The organism is Bradyrhizobium sp. USDA 223, assembly GCF_044909005.1.
Classification (GTDB): Bacteria; Pseudomonadota; Alphaproteobacteria; order Rhizobiales; family Xanthobacteraceae; genus Bradyrhizobium; species Bradyrhizobium yuanmingense.
The window spans coordinates 3,691,802-3,708,061 of sequence record NZ_JBIYDR010000001.1 but is presented as its reverse complement, the minus strand read 5'-3'; the positions used below and the strand labels follow the sequence as shown (position 1 = coordinate 3,708,061).

11 protein-coding genes and 1 pseudogene are annotated in these 16,260 nt (G+C 66.1%); 7 read left to right on the top strand and 5 right to left on the bottom strand.

What is annotated here, in order from left to right; translation table 11 throughout:
- The 6 genes and pseudogenes from ABIA40_RS17145 to ABIA40_RS17120 all read left to right on the top strand — a co-directional run bounded on the left by ABIA40_RS17145 (nt 1) and on the right by ABIA40_RS17120 (nt 9,109).
- The gene (locus tag ABIA40_RS17145; RefSeq protein ID WP_271545196.1) at nt 1-483 is read left to right on the top strand and encodes a cytochrome c-type biogenesis protein; all 483 of its coding nucleotides are present in this window, start codon (nt 1-3) and stop codon (nt 481-483) included.
- A 112-nt stretch (nt 484-595) separates the two neighbouring features.
- Nucleotides 596-1,939: a methyl-accepting chemotaxis protein gene (locus ABIA40_RS17140; protein ID WP_404542330.1), complete on the top strand. Its 1,344-nt coding sequence runs from the start codon at nt 596-598 to the stop codon at nt 1,937-1,939.
- 221 nt (nt 1,940-2,160) lie between these two features.
- Nucleotides 2,161-3,741: a Do family serine endopeptidase gene (locus tag ABIA40_RS17135; protein WP_157282477.1), complete on the top strand. Its 1,581-nt coding sequence runs from the start codon at nt 2,161-2,163 to the stop codon at nt 3,739-3,741.
- A gap of 276 nt (nt 3,742-4,017) precedes the next feature.
- Nucleotides 4,018-4,698: a response regulator transcription factor gene (locus ABIA40_RS17130; RefSeq protein ID WP_036035209.1), complete on the top strand. Its 681-nt coding sequence runs from the start codon at nt 4,018-4,020 to the stop codon at nt 4,696-4,698.
- The gene (locus ABIA40_RS17125; protein WP_275509110.1) at nt 4,682-6,142 is read left to right on the top strand and encodes an ATP-binding protein; all 1,461 of its coding nucleotides are present in this window, start codon (nt 4,682-4,684) and stop codon (nt 6,140-6,142) included. Before ABIA40_RS17130 ends, ABIA40_RS17125 begins: the two co-directional genes overlap by 17 nt.
- Nucleotides 6,139-9,109, top strand: a pseudogene (locus tag ABIA40_RS17120) (bifunctional [glutamine synthetase] adenylyltransferase/[glutamine synthetase]-adenylyl-L-tyrosine phosphorylase). The gene ABIA40_RS17125 and the pseudogene ABIA40_RS17120 overlap by 4 nt, the downstream one beginning before the upstream one ends.
- Here the strand turns inward: ABIA40_RS17120 and ABIA40_RS17115 are convergent.
- From ABIA40_RS17115 to ABIA40_RS17095, 5 genes are read right to left on the bottom strand one after another with little or no spacing between them, the layout of a single operon-like run.
- Nucleotides 9,084-9,317, bottom strand: a complete 234-nt coding sequence (locus ABIA40_RS17115; protein WP_271545188.1) for a formate dehydrogenase subunit delta — start codon at nt 9,315-9,317, stop codon at nt 9,084-9,086. The pseudogene ABIA40_RS17120 and the gene ABIA40_RS17115 overlap by 26 nt on opposite strands.
- Nucleotides 9,307-10,134, bottom strand: a complete 828-nt coding sequence (fdhD, locus tag ABIA40_RS17110; protein ID WP_404542325.1) for a formate dehydrogenase accessory sulfurtransferase FdhD — start codon at nt 10,132-10,134, stop codon at nt 9,307-9,309. The genes ABIA40_RS17115 and fdhD overlap by 11 nt, the downstream gene beginning before the upstream one ends.
- A gap of 4 nt (nt 10,135-10,138) precedes the next feature.
- On the bottom strand, nt 10,139-13,012 hold the full coding sequence (gene fdhF, locus ABIA40_RS17105) for a formate dehydrogenase subunit alpha (RefSeq protein ID WP_404542323.1): 2,874 nt from the start codon (nt 13,010-13,012) through the stop codon (nt 10,139-10,141).
- A 10-nt stretch (nt 13,013-13,022) separates the two neighbouring features.
- Entirely contained in the window at nt 13,023-14,579 is a 1,557-nt protein-coding gene (locus ABIA40_RS17100) for a formate dehydrogenase beta subunit (protein ID WP_404542321.1), read from the bottom strand.
- Nucleotides 14,576-15,052, bottom strand: a complete 477-nt coding sequence (locus tag ABIA40_RS17095; RefSeq protein ID WP_271545185.1) for a formate dehydrogenase subunit gamma — start codon at nt 15,050-15,052, stop codon at nt 14,576-14,578. The genes ABIA40_RS17100 and ABIA40_RS17095 overlap by 4 nt, the downstream gene beginning before the upstream one ends.
- 225 nt (nt 15,053-15,277) lie before the next feature.
- Here ABIA40_RS17095 and ABIA40_RS17090 point away from each other — a divergent pair, with 225 nt between their 5' ends.
- A complete protein-coding gene (locus tag ABIA40_RS17090; protein WP_275513359.1) occupies nt 15,278-16,171 on the top strand; it encodes a LysR family transcriptional regulator in 894 nt (297 codons plus the stop codon).
- Nucleotides 16,172-16,260 lie beyond the last annotated feature (89 nt).

The window sequence follows — 16,260 nt, the reverse complement described above, 5'->3', positions numbered from 1 at the left end:
ATGCGCCGGATGATGGCCGCCTTCGTCGCCTTGCTGCTGCTGGCGTTGCCGGCGGCCCACGCTGTCCAGCCCGACGAGATCATGCCGGATCCGGTGAAGGAATCGCGCGCGCGCGAATTGTCGCGCGAGCTTCGCTGCATGGTTTGCCAGAATCAGTCGATCGACGATTCCGATGCGCCGCTGGCACGCGATCTCAGGCTGCTGGTGCGCGAGCGCATCGCGGCCGGCGACAGCAATTCGCAGGTGCTCGATTTCCTGGTGGCGCGCTACGGCGAGTTCGTGTTGCTCAAACCGCGCTTCGAGCTGCAGACCCTGCTGCTGTGGCTGCTCGGGCCGGTGCTGCTGATCGGCGGCGGCCTGGCGCTGTGGCTGCAGATCCGCCGCCGCTCGGGAAGGGGTGCCGACGTACCGCCTCCGCCGCTCACGGCGGAGGAGAAGGCGCGGCTTGCGGCCTTGATGTCGGACGAACCCAAATCGCCCTGAAGCCGTCTACGTCGTGCCACGCAGTGCGCGGCAACGGCTGCGTGGTTCATGCTAAATTGACCTTTGTCTGGAAGCTTGTCGCGAGATTTGATTCCAGCTCCTGAGTCCCCCGATGTTCGCGAACAGCAATCTGACGATCCGCTTCCTGGTCGGCGCCGTCGTCGCTGCGTTATTGTTCCTGCTTGGGATCGGCGGCGGCACCGGCTTCATCGCGGTGCTCTATCTCAACAACGAGATCACCAGCCTGTCCTCGAACTTCGCCGCGCTGAGCGGCCCGGCGCGTGACCATGCCATGCAGATCTACCAGCAGGCGCAGACCGCGTTTTCTTATTTCCTGGTCGCCTGCGGCGTGATCGCCGTTGTCGCTTTCGCGATCTGCTTCACGACCTGGTTCGCCGTGCGCAACGGCATCCTCAATCCCCTCGCGGCCATCGTGCATGCCATGCGCGAGGTCGCCGACCAGAAGTTCGAGACATCAGTTCCGGGGCTCGGCCGCACCAACGAGATCGGCCTGCTCGCCGGTGCGCTGGAGGTGTTCAAGACCAACGGCATCGAGCGGCGCCGCCTCTCCGAGCAGCAGCTGCATGAAGCGCAGCATCAGGCCGAGCGGTCGAAATTCCTCGATAACAGGATCAAGCGCTTCAACGATCTCGTCGCCAGTGTCGTCGCCAGCGTGGCATCATCGGCCGTGCATCTGAAGACCAGCGCGGAGACGTTGTCGCGGACCGCCAACGACACCAGCACCAAGGCCAATGCGGTCGCGAGCGCGGCGAGCCAGGCCAGCGCCAGCGTGCAGACGGTTGCAGGGTCCGCCGAGGCGATGACGAACTCGATCGGCACGATCAGCCGCCGCGTCACGGACGCGACCCAGCGCGCCGAAGGCGCTGCAAGCCAGGCGGAGAAGAGCCGCGATACCATTCACACGCTGTCGGATGCCGCCGAAAAGATCGGCGAGGTCGTCCAGCTCGTCCAGGCGATCGCATCGCAGACCAATCTCCTGGCGCTCAACGCCACCATCGAGGCGGCACGGGCCGGCGAAGCGGGCAAGGGGTTTGCGGTGGTCGCCTCGGAAGTGAAGAACCTGGCGCATCAGACCAGCAAGGCGACGGAGGAGATCACCTCGCAGGTCGCCAGCATTCAAGGCATCACCGCGGAGACCCGCGGCGCGATCGACGGCATTTCCAGGACGCTGTCGGAGATCTCGTCGATCATGTCGGGCATCGAGGTCGACACCGCCCAGCAGCGCAACGCCACACAGGAGATCACGCGCAGCGCCCAGGATGCCGCGCGCGGAACCCTCGACGTCTCCAACCATATCGTCCAGATTACCTCCACCTCGGCCGAGACCGGCCACATGGCGGCCGAAGCCAGGGATTCGGCCGTCGATCTGTCGCGGCAGGCCGAGACCTTGAAGCGCGAAGTCGACGAGTTCATCGTCAGTGTCAGGGCGAGCTGAGGGGCCAGAATTCGCGCCTGCCGTCTGGTCGGGGGAACTCGATTAAGTTCCTGTAAGGCCACGATTTTTGGCCTGTGCTGAACTGCCGCATCCGCCTCGAGGCATCATTACAAAAGTTTAACCCCGCCGCCAGCGCGCGGTAAGGCGGGAGTCCCCATCTTCAGGTTCGCAAGGTGCCGCATCCGGCACCAACAGGAATTCAGGGCTCTGGAGATTTCCGCATGAACGATCGTATCGACCTTTCGAACCTCCCGTCCTACCGGCAGCCGCGCCGGTCGGTGTTTTCCGCGCGCAAGCTCGCGCTGATGGCTTCGGTCGTCGCCGGTCTCGGCGCGGCCGTCTATGGCTTCAGCCCGTCGACCTCGCCGGCCGACCTGTTCTCCAGCCCGGCGCATGCGCAGGTCAACAACGAGGTTCGCAAGGTCGAGCGTCCGGTCGGATTCGCCGACGTCGTCGAGCGCGTGAAGCCTTCGGTGATCTCGGTCAAGGTCAACATGAAGGAGAAGACCGCGAGCAATGACGACGGCGACGATTCCTCCTCGCCGTTCCAGCCGGGCTCGCCGATGGAGCGCTTCTTCCGCCGCTTCGGTGGTCCGGATGGTTTGCCCCCCGGCCTGAAGGGCGGCCGTGGCCGCGTCGTGCAGGGGCAGGGCTCCGGCTTCTTCATCTCGGCTGACGGCTATGCCGTGACCAACAACCACGTGGTCGATGGTGCCGACAAGGTCGAGGTCACCACCGACGACGGCAAGACCTACACCGCCAAGGTGATCGGCACCGACCAGCGCACCGACCTCGCGCTGATCAAGGTCGAAGGCAGCACAAACTTCCCGTTCGCCAAGCTCGCCGACAGCAAACCGCGGATCGGCGACTGGGTGCTCGCGGTCGGCAATCCCTTCGGTCTCGGCGGCACCGTGACCGCGGGCATCGTCTCGGCGAGCGGCCGCGACATCGGCAACGGCCCATATGACGATTTCATCCAGATCGACGCGCCCGTGAACAAGGGTAATTCCGGCGGTCCGGCCTTCGACACAAACGGCGAGGTGATGGGCGTCAACACCGCGATCTACTCGCCCTCCGGCGGTAGCGTCGGCATCGCGTTCTCGATCCCGGCCAACACCGTCAAGAGCGTGGTTGCGCAGCTCAAGGACAAGGGCTCGGTCAGCCGCGGCTGGATCGGCGTACAGATCCAGCCCGTAACCTCCGACATCGCCGACAGCCTCGGCATGAAGAAGGCCGAAGGCGCGCTGGTGGCGGAGCCGCAGGCGAACGGTCCGGCGGCGAAGGCCGGCATCGAGTCCGGTGACGTGATCACCGCGGTGAACGGTGAACCCGTCAAGGATGCCCGCGAGCTCGCCCGCACCATCGGCGGTATGGCACCCGGCGCGTCCGTGAAGCTCAACGTGCTGCACAAGGGCCAGGACAAGGTCGTCAACCTCACCCTCGGCCAGTTGCCGAATACGGTCGAGGCCAAGGCCGACTTGGACAAGGACAGCGGCAAGGGGGCCAGCAAGGGGACGGACGTACCGAAGCTCGGCATGACCGTTGCGCCCGCCAATTCCGTGGCCGGTGCCGGCAAGGACGGCGTCGTGGTCACCGAGGTCGATCCGAAGAGCGCGGCGGCCGAACGCGGCTTCAAGGAAGGTGACGTGATCCTCGAGGTCGGCGGCAAGAGCGTGGCGACCGCCGGCGAAGTCCGCGACGCCATCAATGCGGCGCGGACCGACAACAAGAACAGCGTCCTGATGCGCGTGAAGAGCGGCGGCCAGTCGCGCTTCGTCGCGGTGCCCATCGCCAAGGGCTGAGGCCTTCAGGAGGCCTACGAGATGAAGGGTACCGCCGGCATCAGTCGCCCCCCGCCGCCGGTGCCCTTCGGGGAAGCAGCGCAACGCTGGCTTCCCTCATCTACCTTCCGGTGGAATTACGCCCCCCTCCGTCGGAAGGCCTAGGGCGGTGAGGTCCCCCCAGCTTCACCGCCCGCCTTTTTCCCGCGTCGAGCCTCTCCTGCTCGGCTTGCATGCGGTTGCCGCTCGCGCCATGTTTAGAGAAGGTTGACCTCCTTGACCGCCGCCGAACGCACGATGCGCCTCCTCATCATCGAAGACGACCGCGAATCTGCCGACTACCTGGCCAAGGCGTTTCGCGAAGTCGGACACATCGCCGACCACGCCGCCGACGGCGAGGAAGGCCTCGCCATGGCCGAGAACGGCGAATACGACGTGCTGGTGGTCGACCGCATGCTGCCCAAGCGCGACGGCCTGTCGCTGATCGGCGCATTGCGCGACAAGGGCAATACGACGCCGGTGCTGATTCTCTCCGCGCTCGGGCAGGTCGATGACCGCATCAAGGGTCTGCGCGCGGGCGGCGACGACTATCTGCCGAAGCCCTATTCCTTCGCCGAGCTGCTGGCCCGCGTCGAAGTGCTGTCGCGCCGCCGCGGCGGTCCCGCCGAGGAGACGCTTTATCGCGTCGGCGATCTCGAGCTCGACCGGCTCTCGCATCGCGTCGCCCGCGGCAAGGACGAGCTGACGCTGCAGCCGCGCGAATTCCGCTTGCTCGAATACCTCATGAAGCACGCCGGCCAGGTGGTGACGCGAACCATGCTGCTGGAGAATGTCTGGGACTATCATTTCGATCCGCAGACCAACGTCATCGACGTGCACATCTCGCGGCTGCGCTCCAAGATCGACAAGGGCTTCGAGCGCCCGCTGCTGCACACGATCCGCGGCGCCGGATACATGATCCGTGACGGCATTCGGTAAACTCATCCGCACCACGGCGTTCCGGCTGACGCTGGTCTATCTGCTGCTGTTCGCGATGTTCGCGGCCTCGCTGCTGGCCTATTTCGCCTGGAATACGCGGCGGCTGATCACCGAGGAGATTACGCAGACCGTCAATGCCGAGACCTCGGAGATCAACGAGATCTACGACCGCGGCGGCATGGTTCGCCTGGTGCGCACGATCGAGTATCGGGCGCTGCGGCCGGGCGCCAACCTCTATCTCGTGACCACGCCGACGGGCCAGGCGATCGCCGGCAATGTCGGCTCGCTGGCGCCGGGCGTGATGGCGACGCGCGGCTGGTCGGAGACGGCCTACCGGCGGATCGAGGACAGCGATGACCGCGATCATCGCGCGCTCGTTCGCGTCACCGAATTGGAGAACGGCTTCCGGCTTCTGATCGGCCGCGACTTGGCCGAGCGGCGGCGCCTGTTCGGCATCGTCGCGAAGGCGGCGCAATTTTCGGTCCTGATCGTCGTCGTGCTCGGCCTCGGCGGCGGCATCTTCGTCGCGCGACGGGTGCTGAGGCGCATCGACGCGATGACCGGCACGGCGCAGCGGATCATGACCGGTGATCTCAGCGAGCGCCTGCCCGTAGGGCGCAGCGGCGACGAGATCGATCGTCTCGCCGAGAACCTTAACGCCATGCTGGAGCGGATCGAGGCGCTGATGGCGGGGCTGAAGGAGGTTTCCGACAACATCGCCCACGACCTCAAGACGCCGCTGACACGGCTGCGCAATCGCGCCGAGGAGGCGCTGGCGAGATCGGGCTGCGAGGCGGATTATCGCGCCGCGCTGGAGCGGACCATCGAGGAGTCCGACGGGCTGATCCGGACCTTCAACGCGCTTCTGATGATCGCGCGCGCGGAATCCGGACAGGCGCGCGGTAACATGGACGACTTCGATGCCGCGGAGGTCGCGGAGGGCATCCACGAGCTCTACGAGCCGCTCGCCGAGGACGACGGCATGACCCTGAAGGTCAAGTGCGAGCCGACGCCGGTTCATGCCAATCGCGAGCTGATCAGCCAGGCGCTCGCCAATCTTGTCGAGAACGCGATCAAATACGGCCAGCCCGCGGCACAGCCGGCGGGAACCGTGGTCAGCATGGACGCGCGGCAAATCACGATCGAGGCGAGGCGCGACGGCGACCTGGTGCTGCTCAGCGTCACCGATCGCGGCCCCGGCATCCCCGAAGCCGACCGCAAGCACGTCATCGAGCGATTCGTGCGGCTGGAGGCCAGCCGCACGCTGCCGGGCTCGGGCCTCGGCCTCAGCCTCGCCTCGGCGGTGGCGACGTTGCACGGCGGCGAATTGCGCTTGGGCGATGCCCATCCCGGCCTCGTCGCCACGCTGGTGCTGCCGGCGCGCGCGGGTGCCGGCGACAGGGTTGCTCCGCCAATACCGGATGTGCCACAGAAGGTGGCATGAACCACTCCGCGCCGGGAAACGCGGACAAGCATGGTGAGAGGCTGGCCGCACGCTTCGCGGAGGCTCCCCATATTGCCGCTTCCGCAACCGACGAACCCCGTTTCGAAACCTGGCTGGCCGAGCTCGAGCCGGCACAATCGGCCCGTCTCGAAACGCATCTCGGCCATCCCTTCGCCCGCGAGATCCTGACCGGGATTGCGGAATTCTCGCCCTATCTGTTCGACCTGGTGCGCGCCGATGCCTTGCGCCTGATCCGGCTGCTCGAATGCGATCCGGATGCGCATCTGACGGCGCTGATCGCGGAGGCGCGCAGCGCGGTGCTCGCGGCTTCGGAGGAGGCCGAGGTGATGCGGCTGCTCCGCCGCATGAAGGCTGAGGCTGCGCTCCTGATCGCGCTGTGCGATATCGGCGGTGTCTGGCCGGTGATGCGGGTGACGGCGGCGCTGACCGATGTCGCGGTGTCCTCGGTGCAGGCGGCACTGCAATATCTGCTGCGGCAGGAAGCCGCACGCGGCAAGCTCTCACCGCCCAATCCCGAGGCACCCGAAGAGGGCTGCGGGCTGATCGTGCTCGCGATGGGCAAGATGGGTGCGGGCGAGCTGAACTATTCCAGCGATATCGATCTCATCGTGTTCTTCGATCCCGATGCGACGACCCTCGCGCCCGATATCGAGCCGCAGCCGTTCTTCGTCCGCGTGACGCAAGGCATGGCGCGCATCCTGCAGCAGCGCACCTATGATGGTTACGTCTTCCGCGTCGATTTGCGGCTGCGGCCCGATCCGTCCTCGACGCAGGTGGCGATCTCGCGGGACGCCGCGCTGAACTATTACGAGCGGGAAGGGCGCACGTGGGAGCGCGCCGCGATGATCAAGGCGCGGACCTGTGGCGGCGATTCAAAAGCGGGCGAGGCATTGCTCGCCCGAAATCGCGCCGTTCGTCTGGCGCAAGCATCTCGACTTTGCCGCACTTGCCGACGTGCACGACATGAAGCGGCAGATGCAGACCTATCGCGGCCAGAGCGAGGTCGCGGTCGAAGGCCACAACGTCAAGGTCGGGCGCGGCGGCATACGCGAGATCGAGTTTTTCGCGCAGACCCAGCAATTGATCGCCGGCGGCCGCCATCCCGAATTGCGGGTGCGGTCGACGCTGAGGGCGCTCGACGTGCTCGCCGCCAGCAACTGGATCACCCTGGCGGCGCGCGACGAGCTGGCGACCGCCTACGAATTCCTGCGCCGTGTCGAGCATCGCCTGCAGATGATCGCCGACGAGCAAACCCACACGCTGCCGGAGGACAAGCAAGCGGTCGAGCGCTTTGCGTGGTTCTTCGGCTATCCGAATCGCGAGGCCTTTGCGCGGGACCTCTTGCATCAGCTCCAGATCGTGCAGGGCCATTACGAAAAACTGTTCGAGGGCGATGACCCCACCGGCACGGCGAGGCTGCCGGCGCTCGACTACGGTGCGGGCCCCGATGATCCGCGCCTGCTGCAGCATCTCGCGACGCTCGGCTTCAAGAAGCCCGCCGCGGTCGCGCAGACCGTGCGCGACTGGATCACCGGCGACTATCGCGTCTTCCGCGTTGAGGCGACGCGAAGCGCCTTCGTCGAGTTTGTGCCGGCCCTGATCGACGGCCTTGCCCATGCCGAAGAGCCGGATCGCGCTGTCGTTTCGTTCGATCATTTCCTCGGCGCGCTGCAGCGCGGCGGCCGGCTGATCACGCTGCTCGGCCAGAACCGCGATCTCGTCGCGCTGGTGGCGCTGGTGCTGGGAGCCGCGCCCCGGCTCGGCGACATGCTGGCGCGGCAGCCCCAGCTGATGGACGGCCTGATCGATCCGCGCTTCTTCGGCGCCATGCCCGACAGGCAGGAATTGTCCGGGCGGCTCGCGACCACCGTGCAGGACGCCGGCTCATACGAGGAGTTCCTCGATCGCCTGCGCCTGTTCGGGCAGGAGAGCCTGTTCCTGATCGGCACGCGCATCCTCTCCGGCACCGTCTCGGCGCAGCAGGCGAGCACGGCCTTCGCCGACGTCGCGGAGGGTATCGTCCACACCGTGCACGGCCTCGTCGCCGATCGCTTCGCCGTCCAGCACGGCCGGATCAAGGGGCAGCAGACCGCGATCGTCGCGATGGGCCGGCTCGGCAGCCGCGAGATGACGGCCTCGTCCGATCTCGACCTGATCCTGCTCTATGATTTCGACGGCGACCATCCGGACTCCGACGGCGTGAAATCGCTTCACGGCGCACACTATTTCGCCCGTTTCACCCAGCGCCTGATCAGCGCCTTCACGACGCGCACCAATTACGGCGTGCTCTACGAGATCGACATGCGGCTGCGGCCCTCGGGACGCGCAGGTCCGGTGGCTTCGAGCCTCGTCTCGTTCGCGGACTACCAGGCGAACGAAGCCTGGACCTGGGAGCACATGGCCCTGACGCGTGCGCGCGTAGTCTCGGCTTCGCCCGAATTCCGGGAACGGATCGAGCGCGTCATCCGCGATGTCCTGACCCGCCGCCGCGATCCTGCCATCACCGCCAACGACGTCGCCGACATGCGGCGCGCGATCGCGCAGGAGAAGGGCGAGGCGGATTGCTGGGATCTCAAGCATGCAGCCGGTGGCATGGTCGATATCGACTTCATCGCGCAATATCTCCAGCTCGTGCACGCGCATGACAAGCCCGAGATTCTCGACGTCAGCACCATGCAGGTGCTGGAGAATGCCTGCAGGATCGGCGTGCTCGCGCAATCGGAGACGGAGATCCTGCGCGCCGCGGCGCGGCTCTATCACGACTTGACGCAGATCCTGCGGCTCTGCGTCAGCGAGCGCTTCAAGCCTGATACCGCCGGCACCGACCTGCAGCGCGTCATGGCGCGCGCCGGCGACGCGCCGGATTTCTCCTCACTGGAGGCGCGGGTGAAGGAGACGCAGAGCGAGGTGCGGCGCGTGTTCAGGGCGCTGCTGGAAGGGTCATAGCCTGCTTCAGCGCGGTGATGGCCTCGCGCACGTCGGGCTCCAGGCCCGCACCGCCCGCATCGAGATGGGCGAAGATCGCGCGCTTCATGCGGGGATCCCAGAACTTCTTGATGTGCTCGGCAATGCCAGGCACGGCCTTGTCACGGCCCTGACTGCCAAAGAACTTGCCGATCTGGTTGGCCATGTAGATCAGGCGGTCAGGCGACATCGGCAACCTCTGTGGCATGGCGCGCGACGATCCGGCTACCATGTGAAAATATCTCGAATCCGTCCTGCCGCGCGATGGCGATCAGCGTGATGCCGGCGGCTTCCGCCGTGCGGACCGCGAGGGCGGTGGGCGCGGACACCGCGACCATCACCGGCGCGCCCATCGCGGCGGTCTTCTGTACCATCTCGACCGAGACGCGGCTCGTCAGCAGCACCATGCCGTTGCGCGGCTCGTTGCGGCTGCGCGCCAGGGCGCCAGCGAGCTTGTCGAGCGCATTGTGGCGGCCGACATCCTCGCGCAGCGCGACGATGTTGCCTGTGGGGGACCAGAACGCAGCGGCATGAACGGCGCGGGTCTGCAGATTGATCGATTGCAGCGGCGCGATGGCCTGCATCGCCGCCATGACCTGCTCGGGGGTGAAGGTCTGCCCGTCCGGGACGATCGCCGCGGGCCGCACCGCTTCGGCGATGGACTCGACGCCGCAGATGCCGCAGCCGGTGGGACCTGCGATGTGGCGACGGCGCTGGTTGATGCGCGCGGCATCTTCCGATGCGAGCCACATGCGCAGTTCGATGCCGTCGTCGAGGCGGACCATTTCGAGCGACTTGATGTCGTCGACCGACTTGACGATGCCTTCGCTCACGCTGAAGCCGACCGCAAAATCTTCCAGATTCTGCGGCGTCCCCATCATGACGGCATAGGTGCCGCCATTATAGGTCAGCGCCAGCGGCGTCTCCTCCGGGACGAACCGTGTTCCTTCCGACGCCGCGCCGTTGCGCCAGATGTCGCGATCGATGGCCTGGACTGCTACGTGCATGCGCTTACTCCGCGGCTTCGGCCGGCACGATGCGGCGGGATTGGCGCGCCTGCGCATCATAGGCCTTTTGCCAGTCGGACGGGCCGTTCGAGGGCGAGACCTGCACCGCCGTGACCTTGTATTCGGGGCAGTTGGTCGCCCAGTCCGAATAATCGGTCGTGATGACGTTGGCCTGCGTGTCCGGATGGTGGAAGGTGGTGTAGACGACGCCGGGCGCAACGCGATCGGTGATCTCCGCGCGTAGCGTGGTCTCGCCGGCGCGGCTCTTCAGCCGCACCCAGTCGCCGTCGCGCACGCCGCGCTGCTCGGCATCATGCGGGTGGATCTCTAGCCGGTCCTCGGCATGCCAGACCACGTTTTCTGTGCGCCGCGTCTGCGCGCCGACATTGTACTGGCTGAGGATGCGGCCCGTGGTCAGCAACAGGGGATAGCGCGGGCCGGTGCGCTCGTCGGTCGCGACATATTCGGTCACGACGAACTTGCCCTTGCCGCGAACGAAGCCATCGATATGCATCACCGGCGTGCCCTCCGGCGCCTTGTCGTTGCAGGGCCACTGCACCGAGCCGAGCTCATCGAGCTTGGCATAGGAGACGCCGGCGAAGGACGGCGTCAGTGCCGCGATCTCGTCCATGATCTCGGAAGGGTGGCCGTACTTCATGTCGAAGCCCATCGCCTTGGCAAGGCCGATGGTAACCTCCCAGTCGGCCAGGCCGTTCTTCGGCGTCATCACCTTGCGGACGCGCTGGATGCGGCGCTCGGCGTTGGTGAAGGTGCCGTCCTTCTCCAGGAAGCTCGAGCCGGGCAGGAAGACGTGGGCGTAGTTCGCGGTCTCGTTCAGGAACAGGTCGTGGACGATGACGCATTCCATCGCCGACAGTGCCGCGACCACGTGGCTGGTATTGGGGTCGGACTGCAGGATGTCCTCGCCCTGCACGTAGATGCCCATGAAGGTGCCTTCGACCGCGGCGTCGAACATGTTGGGGATGCGAAGGCCCGGCTCGGGGTTGAGCTTGACATTCCAGAGCGCCTCGAACTGGTCGCGCACGGCATCGCCGGAGATGTGGCGGTAGCCGGGCAGCTCGTGCGGGAACGAGCCCATGTCGCAAGAGCCTTGAACGTTATTTTGGCCGCGCAGCGGGTTCACGCCAACGCCGGGACGGCCGATATTGCCTGTGACCATCGCAAGGTTGGCGATCGCGATCACGGTGGTCGAGCCCTGGCTGTGCTCGGTGACGCCGAGGCCGTAATAGATCGCGCCGTTGCCGCCCGTGGCATAGATGCGGGCCGCTTCGCGCAGCACCTTGGGATCGACGCCGGTGAGAATGGCGGTTGCTTCCGGGCTGTTGTTCGGCCGGGCGACGAAGGCGGCCCATTCCTCGAACTCGCTCCAGTCGCAGCGCTCGCGCACGAAGGCTTCGTTGACGAGCCCTTCCGTGACGATGACATGCGCCAGCGCGGTCATGACGGCGACGTTGGTGCCGGGCATCAGGGGCAGGTGCAGCGCCTTCACATGCGGCGATTCCACCATCTCGGTGCGGCGCGGGTCGATCACGATCAGCTTGGCGCCCTGGCGCAGCCGCTTCTTCAGCCGCGATGCGAACACCGGGTGGGCGGAGGCCGGATTGGCGCCGATGATCACGACGACGTCGGTGTCCTCGACCGAGTCGAAATCCTGCGTGCCGGCGGAGGTGCCGAAGGTGGTGGCAAGGCCATAGCCGGTGGGGGAGTGGCAGACGCGGGCGCAGGTATCGACATTGTTGTTGCCGAAACCGGCGCGGATCAGCTTCTGCACCAGATAGGTCTCCTCATTGGTGCAGCGCGACGAGGTGATGCCGCCGATGGCATCGCGGCCGTATTTTTGCTGGATGCCGCGCAACCTGGTGGCGGCAAACGTGAACGCTTCGTCCCACGACACCTCGCGCCAGGGATCCTCGATCCGCTCGCGGATCATGGGCTTGAGGATGCGCTCCTTGTGGTTGGTGTAGCCCCAGGCGAAGCGGCCCTTGACGCAGGAATGGCCGCGATTGGCCTTGCCGTCCTTGTAGGGCACCATGCGCACCACTTCCTCGCCGCGCATCTCCGCCTTGAAGGCACAGCCGACGCCGCAATAGGCGCAGGTGGTGACCACGGAATGCTCGGGCTGGCCGATCTCGATCACAGACTTTTCCGTCAGCGTTGCAGTCGGGCAGGCCTGCACGCAGGCGCCGCAGGAGACACATTCGGAGCCGAGGAAACTCTCGCTCATGCCGGGCGAGACGCGGCTGTCGAAGCCGCGTCCGGAGATGGTCAGCGCGAAGGTGCCTTGCACCTCCTCGCAGGCGCGGACGCAACGCGAGCAGACGATGCACTTGGAGGGATCATAGGTGAAGTACGGGTTGGACTCGTCTTTGGGCATCCAATGGTCGTTGTCGCAGCCGTGGCTCTTGGCGAAGACGTGGTTCTCGCCTTCATAACCATAGCGCACGTCGCGCAAGCCCACCGCGCCCGCCATGTCCTGCAGCTCGCAGTCGCCATTGGCGCCGCAGGTGAGGCAGTCGAGCGGATGGTCGGAGATGTAGAGTTCCATCACGCCCTTGCGCAGCCTTTTGAGCCGCTCGGTCTGGGTGTGCACGACGAGACCGTTCATCACTGGCGTGGTGCAGGAGGCCGGCGTTCCGGCGCGACCCTCGATCTCGACGAGGCAGAGACGGCAGGAGCCGAACGCGTCGACCATGTCGGTTGCGCAGAGCTTCGGGATCTGGTGGCCCGCGTCCATCGCGGCGCGCATGATCGAGGTGCCCTCGGGCACCTTGACCTCTCTGCCGTCGATTGTGAGCGTCACCATCGTCGTGGATTTGGAGCGCGGCGTGCCGTAGTCGACTTCTTCGATCAGAGACATCGTCCTTCTCCTATTCCGCGGCCTGCAGCGTGGTCGGGATGGGTGCGAAATCCTCCCGGAAGTGCTTCAACGCGCTGAGCACGGGGTAGGGCGTGAAGCCGCCGAGCGCGCAGAGCGAGCCAAATTTCATGGTGTTGCAGAGGTCCTCGACCAGCGCGATGTTTTCATTGACGCGCTCGCCGCGCATGATCTTCTCGATGGTCTCGACGCCACGGGTCGAGCCGATCCGGCACGGCGTGCACTTGCCGCAGGATTCGACGGCGCAGAACTCCATGGCGAAGCGCGCCTGCCTGCGCATGTCGACGCTGTCGTCGAACACGACGATGCCGCCATGGCCGATCAGGCCGTCGCGTGCGGCAAAGGCCTCATAGTCGAACGGCGTGTCGAACAGCGCACGGGGGAAATAGGCCCCTAACGGCCCGCCGACCTGCACGGCGCGGACCGGGCGGCCGGTGAAGGTGCCGCCACCGATGTCGTCGACGAGCTCGCCGAGCGTCACACCGAAGGCGGTCTCGAACAGGCCACCGTAGCGGATGTTGCCCGCGAGCTGGATCGGCATCGTGCCGCGCGAGCGGCCCATGCCGAAATCCGCATAGGCCTTGGCCCCCTCGGCAAGGATGAAGGGGATCGCGGCAAACGACAGCACGTTGTTGATGACGGTGGGCTTGCCGAACAGGCCATGATGGGCCGGCAGCGGCGGCTTGGCGCGCACGATGCCGCGGCGGCCTTCGAGGCTCTCCAGCAGCGAGGTCTCCTCGCCGCAGACATAGGCGCCAGCGCCGACGCGGACTTCGAGATCGAAGGTTTGCTTGGAGCCGCCGATCTTGTCGCCGAGATAGCCGCCGCGCTTCGCGGCCTGGATCGCGACGTTCATGGCTTCCACGGCATGCGGATATTCGCTGCGGATGTAGATGTAGCCCTTGGTCGCGCCGACGGTGAGGCCGGCGATGGTCATGCCCTCGATCACCAGGAAGGGATCGCCTTCCATGATCATGCGGTCGGCAAAGGTGCCGCTGTCGCCCTCGTCGGCGTTGCAGACGATGAACTTGCGGTCGGCCTTCGCCTGCGCGACGGTCTTCCACTTGATCCCGGTCGGGAAGCCGGCACCGCCGCGGCCGCGCAGGCCCGATGCGGTGACTTCGGTGAGGATCGCATCCGAGCCAAGCGACAGAGCCCGCGCGAGGCCCTTGTAGCCGCCATGGCCGCGGTAGTCGTCGAGTGAGCGCGGATCGATCACGCCGCAACGGGCGAAGGTGAGGCGGGTCTGGCGCTTCAGCCAGGGGATCTCGTCGGTGGCCCCTAACCGCAAGAGATGCGGCGTGTTGTTTGCGAGTGCGTCGAGCAGGGAGGGCACATCTGCTTCCGCCACCGGGCCGAAGGCGATGCGTCCCTGCGGCGTTGCGACCTCGACCAGCGGCTCCAGCCAGTACGTTCCGCGCGAGCCGGTCCTGACGATCTCGATGGCAACGCCGCGCCCGGCGGCGGCCTGCTCCAGCGCCAGGGCGACCTCGTCGGCACCGACGGCGACCGCGCCGGCGTCACGTGAGACGTAGAAACGCATGCTCATCGCTGCGCCTCCGCAACCAGCGCATCGAGGCGTTTCTGGTCGAGCCGGCCGATCAGGCGGCCGTCGAGCATGGCGGATGGCGCGGTCGCGCACAGGCCGAGGCAGTAGATCGGCTCCAGCGTGACGCGCTCGTCGGGCGTCGTGTTGCCGAACGACACGCCAAGCTTCGCCTCGGCCCGCGCAGCCAGCGTATCGCCGCCGGCAGCCTGGCAGGCCTCGGCGCGGCACAGCTTCAGCACATGGCGGCCGGCGGGCTTGTGGCGGAAATCATGGTAGAAGGTGAAAACGCCGTGCACTTCGGCGCGCGACAAATTGAGCGCCTGCGCCACCATGGGAATCGCCGCCTCCGGCACGTAGCCGAACGCCTCTTGAAGCGCATGCAGGATGACGAGCGTCGCGCCTTCCTGCCCGGCATGTTCGGCGATGATCTCGGCGCCGCGCGTCTCGTTCCAAGGCTCATAAACCGCTGTCATTCTTCGTTCTCAACCAGAGCGTTTCCTTCGCCGCAAACTAGTTGGAATCATTCGCAGATCAATAAAGCTGTCCCGTGCTGCGATTGCGGATACTGATCGATTTGCAACCGCGATTGATCGATATGGATTGGTAATGAAAGTTGGACCGGCTGCGGGTTTTTACGTGTTGGTGCAGGTCCGGCGTGCTAACTTGCATGCCAAGATGGAATCCGAGGGGACGACCGGTTGATCGACAAGCTTGAACTATTGCTGGCGCTGGCGAAGGAGCGGCATTTCGGCCGCGCGGCCGAGGCCTGCGGCGTGACGCAACCGACGATGTCGACCGGGCTCAAGCAGCTCGAGGAAATTCTCGGCGTGATGCTGGTCCAACGCGGCTCGCGCTTTCAGGGTTTTACGCCGGAAGGCGAGCGGGCGCTCGACTGGGCGCGGCGGATCGTGGGCGATGCCCGCGCGATGCGCGACGAGATCAACGGGCTGAAGCATCAGCTCTCCGGCGAGATCCGCATCGCGGCGGTCCCGACCGTGCTCGGCATGGTCGCCGCGCTGACCACGCCGTTCCGTGCGAAGCATCCGGAGGTGCGCTTCCGCATCCAGTCCACCACCTCGTCCGAGGTGCTGGGCCTGCTCGAAAATCTCGAGGTCGATGCGGGGCTGACCTATATCGAGAACGAGCCGATCGGCAAGGTGCGCACCATCCCGCTCTACAACGAGAGCTATCGCCTGCTCACCGCGCCGGACGCGATGTTCGGCGACCGCGAGACGGTGACCTGGACCGAGGTCGGGCAGGTGCCGCTGTGCCTCTTGACCCCCGACATGCAGAACCGCCGCATCATCGACCGCGCATTGCGATCGGTCGGCGCGGAGGCGACGCCGACGTTGACGTCGAACTCGCTGCTGGTGCTGTTCACGCACGTCAAGACCGGGCGCTGGGCCAGCGTGATGCCGGCCAAGCTCGCCGAGACGCTCGGCCTGTCCGACACCGTCCGCTCGATCCCGATCGTCGACCCCGAAGTCAATTACAGCATCGGCCTGGTGATCCCGCAGCGCGATCCCATGACGCCGCTGATTGCAGCTTTGGTCAATGTCGCCCGCGAAGTGGCGCCGACGCTGCAGCTGTAGGGGCCTGAGCAAGCGCCTCGTCCTTCGAGACGCCCGCTTCGCGGGCTCCTCAGGATGAGGCTCCGTTGCATCGGTGTTTCGTTGAAACT

What these genes read in the sequence shown, in the direction of transcription:
- fdhD (WP_404542325.1), bottom strand. Translation starts at nt 10,134, where the DNA reads ATGCACGTAGCAGTCCAGGCCATCGATCGCGACATCTGGCGCAACGGC.
- ABIA40_RS17135 (WP_157282477.1), top strand. Translation starts at nt 2,161, where the DNA reads ATGAACGATCGTATCGACCTTTCGAACCTCCCGTCCTACCGGCAGCCG.
- ABIA40_RS17140 (WP_404542330.1), top strand. Translation starts at nt 596, where the DNA reads ATGTTCGCGAACAGCAATCTGACGATCCGCTTCCTGGTCGGCGCCGTC.
- ABIA40_RS17115 (WP_271545188.1), bottom strand. Translation starts at nt 9,317, where the DNA reads ATGTCGCCTGACCGCCTGATCTACATGGCCAACCAGATCGGCAAGTTC.
- ABIA40_RS17095 (WP_271545185.1), bottom strand. Translation starts at nt 15,052, where the DNA reads ATGACAGCGGTTTATGAGCCTTGGAACGAGACGCGCGGCGCCGAGATC.
- ABIA40_RS17145 (WP_271545196.1), top strand. Translation starts at nt 1, where the DNA reads ATGCGCCGGATGATGGCCGCCTTCGTCGCCTTGCTGCTGCTGGCGTTG.
- ABIA40_RS17100 (WP_404542321.1), bottom strand. Translation starts at nt 14,579, where the DNA reads ATGAGCATGCGTTTCTACGTCTCACGTGACGCCGGCGCGGTCGCCGTC.
- fdhF (WP_404542323.1), bottom strand. Translation starts at nt 13,012, where the DNA reads ATGTCTCTGATCGAAGAAGTCGACTACGGCACGCCGCGCTCCAAATCC.
- ABIA40_RS17130 (WP_036035209.1), top strand. Translation starts at nt 4,018, where the DNA reads ATGCGCCTCCTCATCATCGAAGACGACCGCGAATCTGCCGACTACCTG.